The sequence below is a fragment of the Pseudomonas sp. YNh genome (assembly GCF_037993085.1).
Classification (GTDB): domain Bacteria; phylum Pseudomonadota; class Gammaproteobacteria; order Pseudomonadales; family Pseudomonadaceae; genus Aquipseudomonas; species Aquipseudomonas putida.
On sequence record NZ_JBBMRJ010000001.1, the window covers coordinates 348013 to 365936 of the forward strand.

General features: G+C 61.3%; 3 protein-coding genes. 1 reads left to right on the forward strand and 2 read right to left on the reverse strand.

The window, feature by feature from the left end; translation table 11 throughout:
- Positions 1-31 precede the first annotated feature (31 nt).
- Positions 32-2491, forward strand: coding sequence for a TonB-dependent siderophore receptor (locus tag WF331_RS01585; RefSeq protein WP_340622591.1), 2460 nt, complete (start codon positions 32-34; stop codon positions 2489-2491).
- Positions 2492-2735: 244 nt separating this feature from the next.
- On the opposite strand, the gene WF331_RS01590 is transcribed toward WF331_RS01585, so the two are convergent.
- Both WF331_RS01590 and WF331_RS01595 read right to left on the reverse strand, forming a co-directional pair.
- Complete coding sequence (locus WF331_RS01590) at positions 2736-14567, reverse strand: amino acid adenylation domain-containing protein (RefSeq protein ID WP_340622592.1); 11832 nt, start codon at positions 14565-14567, stop codon at positions 2736-2738.
- 12 nt (positions 14568-14579) lie between these two features.
- Positions 14580-17924, reverse strand: a complete 3345-nt coding sequence (locus WF331_RS01595) for an amino acid adenylation domain-containing protein (protein ID WP_340622593.1) — start codon at positions 17922-17924, stop codon at positions 14580-14582.

Consider the following 17924-nt stretch of genomic DNA (forward strand, 5'->3'; position numbering starts at 1 on the left):
AAAAACCCTTCTGCCAACGAGACCGCAATAGATGTCCAAGTCCTTGCCCGGCCCGCTCAACCCGCTTGCAAAAGCGTTACTGATCCGTCATTCCCTTCGGCCCTGGCACGCGTTGTCACACGCCGGCATCGGTCTGGCGTTGTCCACTGCGATGGTTGCCCAGGTGCAGGCGCAGGAATGGGCGCTGGATATTCCGGCACAGTCGATGAACTCGGCGTTGCAGGCGTTGGCCAAGCAGACAGATACGCAGTTGCTGTATAGCCCGGAGGACATCAGCGGGCTGCGATCTTCGGCGCTGAAGGGGCGGCATGATCTGCAGACTTCCTTGCGCATCCTGTTGCAAGGGACCGGGCTGCGTTATCAGATCGACGGCAATACCGTGACCGTAACAGCGGGTTCGGCGGGAAAGGACGGCCAGGTCGAGCTTTCGGCGACCAACGTCAATAGCACTGGCCTGGGGGCCACTACCGAAGGCACGGGCTCTTACACCACGGGTGTGACCAGTACGGCCACCAAGATGAACCTGTCGATGCGCGAGACACCACAAACCATTACCGTGGTGACCCGCCAGCGCATGGATGACCAGCACCTGAGCAGCATGACCGATGTGCTGAAACAGACACCTGGCATTACCATGTCCCAGGACGGTGGCGAGCGCTACAACATCTATTCTCGTGGCAGTGCAATCAACACTTACCAGTTCGATGGTGTCACCACGTTTCAGGACAACCAGACGCGTAACATGCCCAGCACCTTGCTGGACGTGGCCCTTTTTGACCGAGTGGAAATCGTTCGTGGTGCAACAGGCCTGATGACCGGTGCCGGTGACCCCAGTGCGGTGGTCAACCTGATCCGCAAACGCCCGACACGCGAGTTCAAGTCTTACATCCAGGGCGACGTTGGCTCTTGGGACAACTACCGTGCAGAGGCAGACGTTTCCGGCCCTCTGACCAAGGAAGGCAATGTGCGCGGGCGCCTGGTTGCCGCGCAGCAGAACAACCACACTTTCATGGACTGGTACACCCAGGACCGCAGCATCCTGTACGGGGCCCTGGAAGCTGACCTGACCGACACCACCCTGATCCGCTTCGGCATTGACCGGCAAACTTACAAAGTCAACGGCGCATCGGGTGTTCCGCTCATCTTCACCAACGGCCAGCCCACAAACTTTTCCCGTTCGAAAAGCTCTGACGCTCGCTGGGGGTACGATGATTACGAAACCACCAACTACACCATGACGCTCGAACAGCAACTGGCCAACGACTGGCAGTTGAAGGTATCGACCCTGTACATGGACGTTGATCGCAACACGTTCTCTTCCTACGTTTCGACCAGAACCAACAGGTCATACCTGGAGCCGGATGGTTCAACAACCATCAGCGCCGGCGTGGCTTCGGCGGATCAGTACCAGAAAGGTGTTGATGCCTCCCTGCAAGGACCGTTTCAACTGTTTGGACAAACCCACGAACTCATTGTTGGCTACAACTACCTTGAGTACGAGAACAAACATCGCGAATACGCAGGGCCTGATCAGGACATCAATTACTTCACCTGGGACAACGTAACGCCCAAACCGGGTAAAGACGAACTGTCGCCAAGCATCAAATATGACATCTTCAACCGTCAAAGCGGCTACTACGCTGCCACGCGGTTCAACTTCACCGATGACCTGCACCTGATTCTGGGCGCACGGGCTTCCGATTACCGCTTTGACTACAGCCTGGGCATAATCGACAGCCCTGATGCACCGACCACTTACAACATGAAAGAACATGGTGTAGTGACGCCGTATGCAGGCCTGGTCTACGACCTTACGCCGGAGCAATCGGTCTACGTCAGCTACACCGACATCTTCAAGCCGCAAAGCAATATCGACGCCAGCGGCAAGCCACTTGACCCGGAAGTCGGCAAGAACTACGAAATGGGCTGGAAGGGCGAATTCCTGGATGGCCGCCTGAATGCCAACGTTGCCGTCTACCTGGTACAAAGGGACAACTTTGCCGAGGAAACCACTGAACCAGCACCCAACGGTGGCAATGCCTACAAGGCAGTGGACGGTGCAGAAACCAAAGGTGTCGACCTGGAGCTGTCGGGCGAAGTGCTGCCGGGCTGGAACGTTTTTACCGGCTACAGCCACTCGCGCACCGAAGATGCTGACGGCAACAGGCTGACCACCCAGCTGCCAATGGACACGTTCCGCCTGTGGAACACCTACCGCCTGCAAGGCGATTGGGACAAGCTGACCCTGGGCGGTGGCGTGAACTGGAACTCCAAGTCCACGCTGCAGTATGCGCGCTACAACAGCCACGTTACCCAGGATGACTACTTCGTCACTAGCCTGATGGCCCGCTACCGTATCAACCAGAACCTCGCGGCCACGCTGAACGTCAACAACGTCTTTGACAAGAAGTACTATGCCGGCATGGCAGGCAGCTACGGCCACTACGGTGCGCCACGCAATGCCACGGTATCACTGCGTTACGACTTCTAAACCGCGCTGGCCAGCCCCAAGTCAAGTCCCGGGGCTGGCCACATACTCCCCCGCTGCACCCTCCTCGCCCCTGCCGTTTCACCTCCGACCTCACCTTTACCTCATTGCTCTTGCGAGTAAATGCAAAGGACAGCAAGGTCTCATATCTTCCGCTAACCAAACGACATCGCCCCGCGCCGACAGCTTTCGGGCTGCTGGCGCGGGGCGATAGGGTGATGCAATTAACTCAACCCGTCAGTGATCTTCACTCGGTCATGGTGTCCTCCTTGGACCAGTTCATGGCCAGCCCTTCGATCACTTCAGGCTGCTTGAGGATGTCGTAGTGCCCTGCCTCCACCGCATAGCTTGCCTCTGTTGCGAAGGTCCACGCAGGGTCGCCATTGCGGCCTGCCCACCAGCATGTTGCCAGCGCCTGGGTGGGCGGCAGGCTGGTCAGTTTCAATGACAAGGCTTTCAGGCGCATCGCCACCGCAAAGGTGTGCGCCAGTTCGGCACTGTCGATTTCGGCATAGAGCGATTGCCCGGGCTGCGCCGTGCGCACTTGCTCGATAACACCCTGCAAGTATGGAAGGTCTGCCCCCACGGCCAGCTCAGGCACTACCAACCGCTCCTTGGGTACGCCTAGCAACACGCTGAGGAAGCCCTGTAAATCAAGCGTCCAGTCTTCGGCTACCTCGGCATGCAATGCACACGGCACGAAGCTGTCCACCACGCCGAGCAACGCTACCGTCTGGCCTTGACGCTCCAACTCCTGGGTTACCAGCACCGCCAAGGTGCCCCCAAGCGACCAGCCTACCAGGCGGTACGGCCCTTCTGGCTGCTTCTGGCGGATGTACTGGGCATAGTCGATGGCCATCGCCTGCAGCGATTCATCCTGCCATGTGCGGTCAAGCAGCATTCGGCATTGCACGCCGTAGACACTGCACACGCCGTCCAGGCGGCGCGCCAGCGGTTCATAGTCGAACACCGTGCCAAAACCTGCATGCAGGCAAAACAAAGGTGTGGCATTGGCGACACGGGTATTAAGTAACAACACAGGGTCCAGGCTGGCTTCATTCACCGAGTAACCAGACAGCTCACCGATGGTCGGCTTGGCCATCACGTCACGCAACTTCAGGTCTAGCGCCAAACCACTGTGTGCACGCACGCTGGAGAGCATTTTCAACACCCGCAGCGAGTCGCCACCCAACTCGAAGAAGTTGTCGTCGATTCCGATTTCTTCAACACTCAACACCGCTTGCCAGATCTGCGCCAACACTTGTTCAACATCATTGCGCGGCGCTCGGTGCAGTCGCTGCCCGACGAAATCAGGCGCCGGCAACGCATTGCGATCAATCTTCCCATTGGGCGTCAACGGCATCGCCTCAAGCAGCACCAATTGCGTTGGCACCATGTAGTCCGGCAACTCGTTGCGCAGGGCTTCACGCAACTGTGCTGCTGTGGTGGCTTCGCCGCTGTTGACCACATAACCAACCAATTGCTTGCCGGTGGCACCTTCACGCGCCACCACTACTGCGTCACGGACACCGGCCAGGTTGCGCAGGCGTGCCTCGATCTCGCCTGGCTCGATGCGGAAGCCGCGAATCTTCAATTGGTTGTCCAGCCTGCCGATGAAATCCAGGGTGCCATCGGCACGGCGGCGTACGCGGTCACCGGTGCGATAAAGACGCGCACTTTCCGCGAACGGGTCGGCGACAAAGCGCTCGGCGGTGAGCGCCGCACGCTGGTGATAACCCCGCGCCAGCCCTTCGCCACCGATGTACAGCTCACCCGCCACGCCATCAGGCAGCGGGTTGAGGTCCTGATCGAGTACCTGCAAGGTACGCTGGCCAACCCGGTCGCCAATCGGCGCATACACGGCCTGGCAGGATTGATCGGCCGATACCTTCCACAGCAAGGGTGTGACCACCGTTTCGGTAGGCCCATAGCCGTTGGTCAGGTACTGCGGGCGCAACGTGCGCTTTACCAGCTCGAACAACGCATCGGGCACCGCATCGCCACCAAAGCAGTAAATGCGCACTGGCGGAGCAGCCTGTTGCTGGCGCTCGCCGAACTCGGCCAACTGTTGCAGATAAGCCGGAGGGAAACAGGCGATATCGATGCGCTGCTCATGCAGCACTTGCCAGGTTTCCTCCGCAGTCCACAGGCGATTGCCACGGACAACCAGGCAGCCACCTGATGACAACGTCGACAACCAGCGTTCCTGCGCGCCATCGAAAGCAAACGACATGAACAGCAGTTCACGTGTGCGTTCGTCCATCTCATACAGTTGGGCAATGGCCTGGCAGTGCATGCGGATCTGCCCATGGCTGACGGCCACGCCCTTGGGCTTGCCCGTCGAACCAGAGGTGTAGATCAGGTACGCCAGGTTGTCATCCAGCACCTGGGCGGGCGGCGCACTGGCAGGCAGGTCCGCCAGTCCCACCCGGTCTAGCTCCACGACTTGCTCAACTGCGGCAAAGCGCTGGCACAAAGAACTGTGGGTCAGCAGCAGGTGCATGGCGGAGTCTTCGACAATCCACTGCAGTCGGTCCTGCGGATAATCGATATCCAGCGGTACATAGCCGGCCCCCGTCTTCATGACCGCGAGGAAGGCGACGATCACTTCGACCGAACGCTCCAGGGCAATCCCGACCGTGGTCTCTGGTTTGGTACCCAAGGCAATCAGATGATGTGCCAAGCGGTTGGCGCGCTGGTCAAGTTGCGCATAGCTCAACTGCTGGTCACCGCACACGACGGCCGGGGCATCAGGCTGCAACCGTGCGTGTTCGGCGATGCTAAGGGCCAGGCGCGGGACACGCGTTGTACCCGCCGCCAGCATATTTCGCTGAAGGGCCAGCCGGCTCTGCTCCGGCGTCAGCATGTCGAGGCTGCCCAGCGTGGCATCCGGGTTACCCAGCATGCCTTCCAGCAGGCGTTCGAAGCTGCCGCGGATAACAGCAGTACCGGCTTCACTGAAGCTGCCACGCAGGTACATGAACTCCACCGAGAGCGTCTCGCTCAGGTGTACGGCCAGGTCCATCGCATAGTTGGTGACGCCACGTTCGCTCACGGCGCCAAACTTCAAGGCACTGTCGGCGCTGGTGTGCAGACGTTCGTCCAGCGGGTAGTTCTCGAACACGATGATACTGTCGAACAAGGGTTGCCCCGGGCGCCCCGCCCAGCGCTGAACATTCGACAATGTGGCATGTTCATGGTCACGCAGTTCAAGGTTGTAAGCCTGCAGTTGCTGCAGCCAGTCGCTTACGTGCCAATGTGCAGCAGGTGCCTGGACGACGGGTAGCGTGTTGATGAACAAGCCGAGCATGTTGTCCACCCCCGGCAGGTTCGCCGGACGGCCAGCCACGGTGGCGCCGAAACAGACAGCTTGCTGCCCGCTGTAGCGCTGCAGCAGCAACAACCAGGCCGCCTGCACCAACGTATTGGGCGTTACCCGCAGGCGTTGGGCCTGGGCTCGAAGGCGCTCGGTACGCTGGGCATCCCAATGCAGGTACAAGGCGGCATGCCCTGCCTGGTTGGTATCCGGTCGTGGCAGCAACGTCTGCTCCAGCAGGGTCGGGCTTTCAAGGCGGCCAAGCTTGCTTGTCCAGAACGCTTCCAGATCAGCCTGAGGTTGCGCCTCGAGCCAACGAATGTAGTCACCAAACCGCGGCACAAGGGTGTCAAGCGCTTGCCCGTGATAAGCCTGGAACACTTCACCCAGCAATCGCGAGTTGCTCCAGCCGTCCATCAGGATGTGATGGCGGGTCCAGATCAGTTGCATGCGCTGCTCACCCAGGCGCACCAGCATTACCCGCATCAACGGCGCTTGCGACAGGTCAAAGGCCAGTTCGGCGTCCGCGTCGACCAAGGCCCGCAACGCTTCGGCCTGGTCATCACGCTCACGCCAATCAAGCACACGGATCGGCAACTCGACATGGCGATGGACGATTTGCAGCGGCTGTGCCAGCTGCGCGTCAGACCAGAAGCTGGTGCGCAGAATGTCATGGCGCGCCACCACCTGCGCCCAGGCCTGCGTGAAACGCTCGATATCCAGGCCGTCGACCGGTACCGAGGTCTGGTTGAGGTAGAGCGCCGCGTCACCGCCCTGGTCGCTGTAGAACAGCATGCCTTGCTGCATGGGCGACAGTGGGTAGACATCGTTAACCTGCGCCACAGGTACTGGCAAGCGGTCCAGCTGCGCTTGGGTCAGGACGGCCAGCGGCGCCGCTTGGCTGCTTGCGGGGTGGTCGACGTCAACCTGCTCGCCAAGCTCGGCAACAACGGCCAACTGCTCGACAGTCTGATGCTGGAACAGCTGCTTGGGCGTGAAGCGGATACCCGCCTGGCGCGCACGGCTGACAAGCTGAATCGAGATGATCGAGTCACCGCCCAATTCGAAGAAGTTGTCCGTCACCCCGACTTGCGCCACTTTCAATACGCCGGCCCAGATATCCGCCAACTGCCGCTCAAGCGCATTGCGCGGTGCCACATACTCACGTTGCGACTGCATCTGGTCGACACCCGGGAGGCGTTTGCGGTCAAGCTTGCCACTTGGTGTTATGGGCATGTGTTCGAGCAGCATCAGGTAGGTCGGCACCATGTAGTCCGGCAAGCTGGCCTTCAAGGCCTGCTTCAGCGTGGCACACAGGTCCGTCTGGTCTGCGGCCTGGTCAGCCGCCACTACATAACCACACAGTTGCTTGACACCGGCGTGGTCGATGGTAATTACCGCAGCCTGGCGAACCTGTGGATGCGCCTGCAAGTGTTGCTCGATCTCGCCCAGCTCGATGCGGAAGCCGCGTACCTTCACCTGATGGTCGGCCCGGCCACGATAGGCCAGCTCACCGTACTCGTCGAAGTAGCCCAGGTCGCCGGTTCGGTACAGACGCGCACCCGCTGTTTCGGCGAACGGGTCCGGGATGAAGCGTTCGGCCGTCAACGACGGGCGCTGGTGGTAGCAGCTCGCCAGGCAACCGTCACCTCCGATGTACAGTTCGCCTGGCACGCCGATTGGCGTAGGCAACAGGCCGATATCCAGGGTGCGCAGGGTACGCCCGGCCAGCGCGCGGCCAATCGGCACACCGTTCTGTGCATCAGGCACCTGCGCCAGCCGCGAGCAATCGTAGGTGGTCGCGACCACGGTGGCTTCGGTGGGGCCATAAGTATTGAGCAGGCGCACCTGCGCCGGCCCATCTTCCAGCCAGGCCTGCAACCCGTCCAGCGCCACGGCCTCACCGCCGACGTGAATCTGCTTCAACTGGCCATAGGCAGACGCAGCGCGGCGATCCAGCGCCAGCAGTCGCCAGTAAGCTGCCGGCAGGTCAGCCACGGTAACGCCATGGCGGATGACCTGCGCGCTGAACGTGTCGGTGTCCCACAGTTGCTGATCGCGCATCACCACGCAGGCACCACGCGACAAGGGCGGGAAGAACTGCTCGATGAACCCGTCAAAGCTGAACGTGGCGAACTGCAGCACGCGGTCCTGCGGGGTCAACCGCGAGTAACCACTGGCAACCTCACAGAACACCGACAGCGCCTGGTGAGCAATTGCCACGCCCTTGGGCATGCCCGTGGAGCCAGAGGTGTAGATGACATACGCCAGGCTGTCGAGCGAGACCTCACACGGCAGCGGGTGCTCACTGCATGCTTGCAGCCACTGCTCACCGGGCTGTAGCTCGATGCATGGCAACCCGGCAGGCACCGGCATGCGTGCCATGGCCTCGGCGTCGCCCAGCAGCATGTCGATGCCACTGTCCTCGATCAGGTAGGCCAGACGGTCCTGCGGGTACTCCGGATCCAGCGGCACGTAGGCCGCCCCGGCCTTGTGGATGGCAATCAGCGCCACAGCCAGTGCCAGCCCACGCTCGGCAGCCACACCCACCAGACTGTTGGCGGTAACACCGTGCGCAGCCAGCAGATGCGCCAGACGATTGGTGCGTTGGTCAAGTTCACGGTAAGTCAGCTGTTGCTCACCGAACACCAACGCCGTCGCTTCGGGGCGCTCACGGGCCTGCAACTGGAACAACTGGTGGGCGCACAGCCCCGACGGGGTAATGGCGTCGCTTTGGTTCCAGTCATGCAGCAACAAATGGCGCTCCGCATCCCCCACCAACGGCAGCTCGCCGATCTTCGCCGTGGCATCACCCACCAGCGCCTGCAGCAGGTTGCCGAAGTGCTCGGCCAGGCGCTGGATAGCAGCATCATCCCAGTTGTTGCGGTTGTGGCTGTACTGGATGGCCAAGGTGTCACCCAGGGTGGCAGCCAGGGTCAGCGGGTAGTTGGTCTGCTCCAGGTTGGCTACCGGACCAAAGCGCAATCCCTCGGGTGCGCCCTCCTGCAAGGCTTGCGAAACCGGGTAGTTCTCGAACACCAGCAAGCTGTCGAACAGGGCCTCGCCGCCCAGCCCAGCCCAGCGCTGCACTTCATTCAACGGGGTATGTTCGAACTCGCGCAAGGCCAGGTTGCAGGCTTGCACCTGGGCAACCCATTCACCCACGGTCTGCTCGCTGTGGGGCGCACCAACGACTGGCAGGGTGTTGATGAACAGGCCAATCTGCTCCTCTACCCCCGGCAGGTCCGCTGGGCGCCCCGCCACGGTGGCGCCAAAGCACACGGCAGGTTGCCCGGTGTAGCGTTGCAGCAACAGCAGCCAGGCAGACTGCACCAAGGTGTTGACCGTGACCCGGTTGGCCCGGGCAAAACGCTCGATACGCTGGGTCGTCGCCCGGTCAAATAACTGATAGTGCTCACCTTGGCCGGCCTGCGGGGCCGCGTTTCGACGCACCACCTGAGCTAGCCGGGTCGGTTCCTCCAGCGTTGCCAACTGGGCCTTCCAGAACGCCTCGGCCGCCGCTGCATCCTGGCGCTGCAGCCAGGCGATGTACTCACGATAAGGTGTCGCCGGCGCAATCACCTGCTGCCCGGCGTAACGCTGCAACACCTCGCCCAGCAGGCGCGATGTGCTCCAGCCATCCATCAGGATGTGATGGTTGGTGTAGATCAGGTGGTGGCTGTCATCTGCCGTGCGCACCAGGGTAAGCCGTTGCAACGGTACCTGGTCCAGCGCGAACCCGGCTTGCCGGTCGCTCTCGGCCAGGTTTTGCAGCGCCTGCTCCAATGCCGGCCGCCCACGCCAGTCGTGCTCGGCCAAGGCCTGCACAACCTGCTTGTGTACCACTTGCACAGCTTGGTCGAGCTCACCCTGCCAGATAAAGCTACTGCGCAGGATCGCGTGGTTATCCACCACCGCCTGCCACGCCTGTTGGAAACGCTCCACGTCCAGCCCCTGGACATCCACGCGTAGCTGGTTGATGTAATCGCAGGAATGCTGTTCGTAAAGGGTATGGAACAACATCCCTTGTTGCATGGGCGACAGCGGGTACATATCGGCAATCTGTTCCGCCGCAACCGGCAGGTTGTCCAGCTGCACTTGGGTGAGGTCAGCCACCGGGAAGTCCGAAGGCGTCACGCCTCGGTGCTGCGGTTGGCGGCAATGAGCGATCAGTAGTGTCAGCTCATGGGCATAATCGTCGGCCAGTTGCTGGATGGTGGTTTCGTCGAAAATGTCCCGGCTGAAACTCCAGCCCAGTTTCAGTTCCCCGCCGTATACCTGCCCGTTCAGCGCCAACAGGCTGCCCAACGGCGCACTTTCATCCTGGGTAGCGCCAGCGTACTCCTTGGCCGGCACAAACAACCCTGCTTGCTGGTCGAAGCTGGCGTCGAACTGGCCAAGGTAGTTGAACACGATTTCACCGCGCGGCAATGCCGTCAGGGTTGCCTGTGCCTCGGCGCTGCCCAGGTAGCGCAGCAAGCCATGGCCAAGGCCTTTGTTCGGCACCCCGCGCAGTTGCTCCTTGATGACCTTGAGCGACTCGACCAACCCGGTCTGCGGGCTGAGCCGGACAGGGTACATGCTGGTGAACCAACCTACCGTGCGGCTCAGGTCCACCCCCTCGAACAGGTCTTCCCGGCCATGGCCTTCCAGGCGCACCAGCACCTCGGCGCGGCCGGTCCAGCGGGCAATGACCCGCGCCAGCGCAGTCAGCAACAGGTCGTTGATCTGCGTCCGGTAGGCAACTGGCGCCTCCTGAAGCAGCTGCCGGGTCAGTTCACGGTCCAGACGGGTGCTGACTGAAGCGGCATGCCGCTCCAGGTTGCTGCCTTGCGGTCGATCACACGGCAAGGCATCGCTGATGCCTTGCAACTGCGCCTGCCAGTAGCCCAGCTCCGCCTGCAGATCAGCGCGGGTTGCATAACCCTGCAACTGTTCGGCCCAGGCTTTGAACGAAGTCGACTTGGCCTGAAGCTTCAGTGGCTGGCCATCACGCAGCGCCACATAAGCCTGCTGCAGGTCCTCCAGCAGTACACGCCAGGACACGCCGTCCACCACCAGGTGGTGGATGACCAGCAGCAGGCGTTGGCCGCCATCTGGCAAATCGGCCAGAACAGCACGCAACAACGGCCCATGCGTCAGGTTCAGGCTGCGCTGGGCTTCGCTGGCCAGCTGCGTCAACGCCTGGGAATCTGCCGCCATCCGACGCCATAAAAGGGCCTGCCCAGCACTGCCAAACATGGCCTGCCAGTGCCCATGCGCCTCGGTAAACTGCAAGCGAAGTGCGTCGTGGTGCGCGACCAGGGCTTGCACGGCTGCTTGCAAATGATGCTCGTCCAGCACCTCACTGCTTTGCAGCATCACCGACTGGTTCCAGTGGTGGCGCTCGACGATATCCGATTCGAAGAACCACTGCTGGATCGGTGTCAGCGGCATGCTGCCTTCCACCTGCCCTTGGTCGATTGCCGTAGCGGTTTCACGCCGGGCTATGGCCGCCAAGCCTTGCACGGTCTGGTGCTGGAACAGTTCCTTGGGCGTGAACTGAATGTCCTGTTGGCGAGCGCGGCTGACCACCTGCAACGACATGATCGAGTCACCGCCCAACTCAAAGAAGTTATCGGCAAGGCCAACCTTCTCCAGCTTCAGCACATCAGCCCAAATGGCCGCGATCTGTTGCTCCAGTTCGGTTTGCGGTGCGACGTACTCGCCCTGCAGCAAGCTGGCGTCCGGGGCAGGCAGGGCCTTGCGGTCGAGCTTGCCGTTACCGGTCAGTGGCAACTGCTCCAGGAACAGCAAATGCGCGGGGACCATATGCTCAGGCAGGCTGGCCTTGAGTTCACCTCGCAGGCGGTCACGCAGCACGGCCTGCTGCTCGGCGCCTTGCACCGCACCTACATTGACCGGCACCACGTAACCCACCAGTTGCTTGCCACTGGGCCCATCTACTGCAAGCACTGCCACCTGGCGCACAGCAGGTTGTTCGAGCAGACGAGCCTCGATCTCGCCCAGTTCAATGCGGAAACCGCGAATCTTCACCTGATGGTCGATACGCCCGATGTACTCGATAACCCCATCGGTACGGTAGCGCGCCAGGTCGCCCGAACGGTACAGGCGCCCTCCGTTGTCATCGAACGGGTTCGGCACAAAGCGTTCGGCAGTCAAACCAGGGCGGCCGTGGTAACCCCGTGCCAGGCCTGCCTGGCCGATCAGCATTTCCCCCGTACAGCCAGGCATGATCGGGCTCAATGCCGCGTCAAGCAGGTACCACGACAGGTCGGGAATGACCTCGCCGATCGGACTGCTGGCGCCCTTGTGCAGGTCGTCGAGGGTGATCGGCCGGTAGGTTACATGCACCGTGGTTTCGGTGATGCCGTACATGTTGATCATGCGCGGCTGGCGGTCACCGAACACCTCGAACCAAGGTTTAAGGCTGCTGACTTCCAGGGCTTCACCGCCAAACACCACATGCCGCAGGGCCAGGCCCTGGCCTGCTTTCGCCGCTTCGCAGGCAATCGGGATCAGTGGTTTGAAGGCCGAAGGCGTCTGGTTGAGCACGGTGACCTGCTCGCGCACCAGCAAGGCATGGAAGTCTTCGCTGGAGCGCGCCACATCCTTGGGCACGATGACAGCCTTGCCACCGTACAGCAGCGCGCCATACAACTCCCATACCGAGAAGTCGAAGGCGTACGAATGGAACACCGTCCACACGTCACTGGCATCGAAGTGGAACCAGTGCCGGGTGGCGGCAAACAGGCGCACCACGTTGCGGTGTGGCAGCAACGTGCCCTTGGGCTTGCCGGTCGAACCCGAGGTGTAGATCACGTAGGCCAGGTTGTCCGGGCTCACCTGGCGGGCGGGGTTGGCTTCGCTGTAGCTGTTCAGGCCGGTTTCGCCGTCCAGCACAAGGGTGCAAACGCCTTCCGGTACCCGCAGCGCGTGACGCAGATGTTGCTGGGTCAGCAACAGGCGGATACCACTGTCCTCGAACATGTAGGCAAGGCGGTCCTGCGGGTACTCCGGGTCGAGCGGCACATAGGCAGCGCCAGCCTTGAGAATGCCCAGCAGGCCAATGACCATCTCCAGGCCACGCTCCACGGCCAGGCCAACCAGCACATCCGGCCCGACACCCAGCTCCAGCAGTTTGTGCGCCAGCTGGTTGGCCCGGCAGTTGAGTTCGCTGTAGCTCATGGCCTGCTCGCCGAAAGCCAAGGCCACGGCATTCGGGGCGATTTCGACCTGGGCTTCGATCAACTGGTGAAGGGTCTGCTCGACAGGGAAATGCGTCAACGCCGGGTTCCAGGCCTGAACGGTCTGGCGCTGCTGCGCCAGGCTTGTCAGCGGCAGGTCGAGCACGCGCTGCCCAGGCTGGCGCACGATCGCCTCAAGCAGGTTCACCCAATGCTGCGCCATCTGCTCGATGGTCGCGGCATCGAACAGGTCTGTGGCGTAGCTCAAGGCAGCGCCTAGGCTGTGCTCAAACTCGAAGGTGTCCAAGGTCAGGTCGAACTTGGCCGTGTCGTGGTCCCAGGTCAGCCCCTCGACGTGCAGCCCGTGCACACTGCGCTGCTTGCCCTTGGCCTGCATCTGGTGGTTGTACATCACCTGGAACAATGGGCTGTGGCTCAGGCTGCGCTCAGGCTGCAAGGCATCCACCAGCTGCTCGAATGGCAAGTCCTGGTGGCTCTGTGCACCCAGCGCACGTTGCTTGACCTGTTGCAGCAGTTCGCTGAAGGTCATGTGCAAGTCGAACTCGGCACGCAGCACCTGGGTGTTGACGAAAAAGCCGATGAGCCGTTCGGTTTCTACACGATTACGGTTGGCAACCGGAACGCCGACGCGGATGTCCGACTGCCCGGAGTAGCGGTGCAGCAGGGTCTGGAAACTGGCCAGCAGCAGCATGAACAGCGTCGCACCCTGCTGATGGGCCAACTGTTTAAGCGAATGCACCAAGTTTTCAGGCAAACGAATTTCGTGCCTGGCGCCGCGATAGGTACTGGCCACTGGACGAGGGCGGTCGGTTGGCAACTCAAGCACCGGCTGATCGTCGCCAAGCTCTGACTTCCAATACGTCAGTTGCCGCTCCTGCTCGCCGGCCTCCATCCATTGGCGTTGCCAGATCGCGTAGTCGGCGTATTGAACCGCCAACGCCGGCAGTTGCACTTCCTGGCCTTGGCTGTAGCCCGCATAAAGCTGCATGAGCTCATCGATCATGACCGGCATCGACCAGCCATCAGAGACGATGTGATGCATCGTCAGCATCAGGACATGCTCGTCCTGCGCCAGACGCAGCAACTTCACCCGTAGCAGAGGCCCCTGCTGCAGATCGAACGGGCGTCGGGCCTCGGCTTCTACCTGCTCGCGCACAACTTGCTCGTCAGCCCGTTGCAGCGCCTGGATATCAAGCACCAGCGGCTGTGCGGGGTGGATGACCTGAACTGTGCGCTCCCCTTCTTCGCTGAAGGTGGTGCGCAGGGTTTCGTGGCGAGCGATCAACGCATCGAAGCTGCGCTGTAGTGCGTCGACATCCAGCAGGCCTTGCAGGCGCAAGGCTGCGGGAATGTTGTAGGTCGGCGCCGCAGGCTCCAGTTGCCAAAGGAACCATTGCCGCCGCTGGGCATAGGAGAGGGGTACCGGACCTTCAGGGTCGCGCTTGAAGATCGGGGTGACGCCGTAAAGGTTCACCCCTTGCTGCTTGAGCAAGGCTGCCAGGGCCAGACGCTCTTTGGTGGATAGTAGCTTTACAGACTCAAGCAGCTCTTGCACAGTAAAAATCTCCTAAGAAACCAGCTTTTCAATTTCCTCCGTAGATAGACGTTTCAAGGCCTCCAGGGATTTAGCCAGTTCGTTCTGAACGGGGTCTGCCTGTGGCGTCAGTTGCTCCAGCTGCGCGCAGTAGTCACCGAACACTGGGTTTTCGAACAACGCTTTCAGGTTGACCGGCAGCCCGGCCTGTTCCTGGACCCGGCTGGTGACCTGAGTCGCGATCAGCGAATGCCCGCCGAGGAGGAAGAAGTTGTCGTTCATGCCAACCCGTTCAATTTTCAGCACCTCGGCCCAAATGGCGGCCACCTGCTGTTGAAGGGGTGTGCGCGGTGCCACATACACCTCTTCCAGCTGAGCTGCGTCCGGGCGCGGCAGCGCCTTGCGGTCCAGCTTGCCGTTTGGGGTCAGCGGCAGCTTGTCCAGCAACAACAAGTAGGGAGGCACCATGTACTCCGGCAGGTTCTTGCGCAGTGCAGCCCGCAGGTCGTCTCGCAGTGCATTTTGCGCAGCCGCCTCGTCCATCACACGGGTATCGGCAGGTACTACATAGGCCACGAGATGTTGCCCAGCGGGGCCATCGACGGCCATGACCACGGCCTCGCGCACAGCCTCCTGCTGCAGACGCACCTCAATCTCACCCAGTTCAATCCGGAAACCGCGAACCTTCACCTGATGATCCACACGGCCGACATACTCCAGCACACCATCAGGGCGATAGCGCGCCAGGTCACCCGTTCGGTAGATGCGCCCGCCCTGCTCGTCGAAGGGGTTGGGGATAAAGCGCTCGGCGCTAAGGCCTGCACGCTTCAGGTAGCCCCGGGCCAACCCGGCACCAGCCAGATACAACTCGCCGACTGCACCCACAGGTACAGGTTGAAGGGCGCCGCTCAGTACGTAGGCCGCACTGTTGTCAAGGGGGCGGCCAATGTTGGCCTTGCCACCGGCAACCCTCAGCGTGCGAGTGGAATACGTGGTGTCTTCGGACGGGCCATACAAGTCATATACATCGCTCACATGCTCCAACCGATACAGCTCGTCGACAATCGACTGTTTCAGCGCTTCACCGCAAAGATTGATGGTTTTTACCGAAGGCGGAATGCTGCCAGCCTCACACAACTGCTTGATGGCCGAGGGCACGGTATTCACCAACCTCACCCGGTCTTTGGCAGCCAGGGTTGGCAGCTCCAGGGCATTGGCAGCCAGCACCGCATAACCACCTGCCGACAAGGTGACGAACAACTCCCATACCGACAAGTCGAAACAGATCGAGGTGGAGAACAGCACGCCACTCAGGTCTGCCTGGCTGTACACCGACAGCGACCAGCCAATCAAGGCCGCCACGCTGCGGTGCTCGATCTGTACACCCTTCGGCTTACCCGTGGAGCCTGAGGTGTAGATGCAATAGATAAGGTTGCGGTCGGTGGTCGTACAGGCCAGGTCGGTGTCGGGGTAATCGTCCAGCGTCAACTGGTCGAGCAGTAACGTACGAGACTGGAACTGCCCAGGCATGCGCGAGATCAGGCGGGTTTCCGACAGCAACAGGATTGCCTGGCTGTCTTCGAGCATGTATTCCACGCGATCCTGCGGGTACTCCGGATCCAACGGTACATAGGCGCCACCCGCCTTGAGAATGCCCAGCAGCCCGACAACCATCTCCAGGCTGCGCTGCATGGCGATGCCCACCAACACATCCGGCCCGACGCCCTGTTCGCGCAGTTTGTGCGCCAGTTGGTTAGCCCGGCGGTTGAGAGCGCCATAACTCAGGGTCTGCTCGCCAAAAATCAGTGCCGGGGCATCCGGGGTTTTCGCCACCTGCGCCTCGAACAGCTGATGAATGCAGCGGCTATCCGGGTAGCTGGCCTGGGTCGCGTTCCAGCCTTTGACTATCTGCTGGTGCTCAGTGTCGTCCAGCAGGGCCAGGTCTGCGATACGCTGGGCAGGCTGAGCGATGATGGCCGCCAGCAGGTTTTGCCAATGACGTGCCATGGTGCCAGCGGTTGATGCATCGAACAGGTCGGTGGCGTAGATCAACGCGGCACCGATACCCGCTTCATGCTCGAAGGTTTCCAGGGTGAGGTCGAACTTGGCCGTGTGGTTGTCCCAGGCCACCGCGCCTACCTCCAGCCCAGGCAGGCTGAAGCCCTCGCCTTTGGTCTGGGTCTGATGGTTGTACATCACCTGGAACAGCGGGCTGTGGTTAAGGCTGCGCTCGGGCTGCAAGGCCTCTACAAGTTGCTCGAACGGCAAGTCTTGATGGGCCTGGGCCGCGACCACCCGTTGTTTGACCTGGGCGAGGAACTCGGTGAAGGTCATCTGCACGTCGAACTCGGCCCGCATCACCTGAGTGTTCACGAACAAACCTATAAGGTGCTCGGTTTCTACACGGTTGCGGTTGGCCACAGGTACGCCGACACGAATATCGGCCTGCCCCGAATAGCGGTGCAGCAGCACCTGAAAACTGGCCAGCAGCAGCATGAACAGGGTCACGCCCTGCTGCTGGGCAAACTGTTTGAGCGCAGTGGCCTGCGCCTGTTGCAGGTCAATGGTCAGCCGCGCCCCTTTGAGGCTGCTGACCGTTGGCCGCGGACGGTCCATTGGTAACTCCAACACCGGGTCCTCGCCGCCCAGTTGTTCCGTCCAGTAAGCCAATTGCCGCGCCTGCTCACCGGCTTCCATCCAGCTACGCTGCCAGATGGCGTAGTCGGCGTACTGAATGGGCAGTATCGGCAGCTGTGCATCGTTGCCTGTGCAGTGGGCCGCGTACAGCCGCACCAGCTCCTCCACCATCAGGGACATGGACCAGCCGTCTGCAATGATGTGATGCAGGCTGAGCACAAGCACGTGTTCGTGTGCATCCAGCTCCAGCAGTTTCACCCGCAGCAACGGCCCCAGCTCCAGGTCGAAGCCCTCACGGGCTACGCGTTCTACCTGCTGGCGTAGCGCATCCTCGCCCTGATCGCTAAGGTGTTGGTGAGCAACCAACAGGGCAAGCTGTGGGTGAACTACTTGCTCCACCTGCTCCCCCCGTTGGCGGAAGGTAGTACGCAGCGCCTCGTGCCGGGACATCAGGCTATCGAAGGCATGCTGCAGGGCTACCCTATCCAGGGTGCCTTTGAACCGCAGGGCCGAAGAAATGTTGTACACCGCGCTGCCAGGGTCCAGTTTCCAGAGGAACCACTGGCGCTGTTGGGCATAGGAAAGCGGCAACTGCTCGAAGTCGCCGCGTACCGGCGGTATGGGCAGCTGAGCCAGGCTGCTGCCCTTGGAAGCCAGCTTTTCCAGAAACAGCTTGCGCTGTTCGAGTGGCAGCCGAATGAAGCGGTGAACAAGGTCGGTGTTGCGGTTATCGGTGCTCAT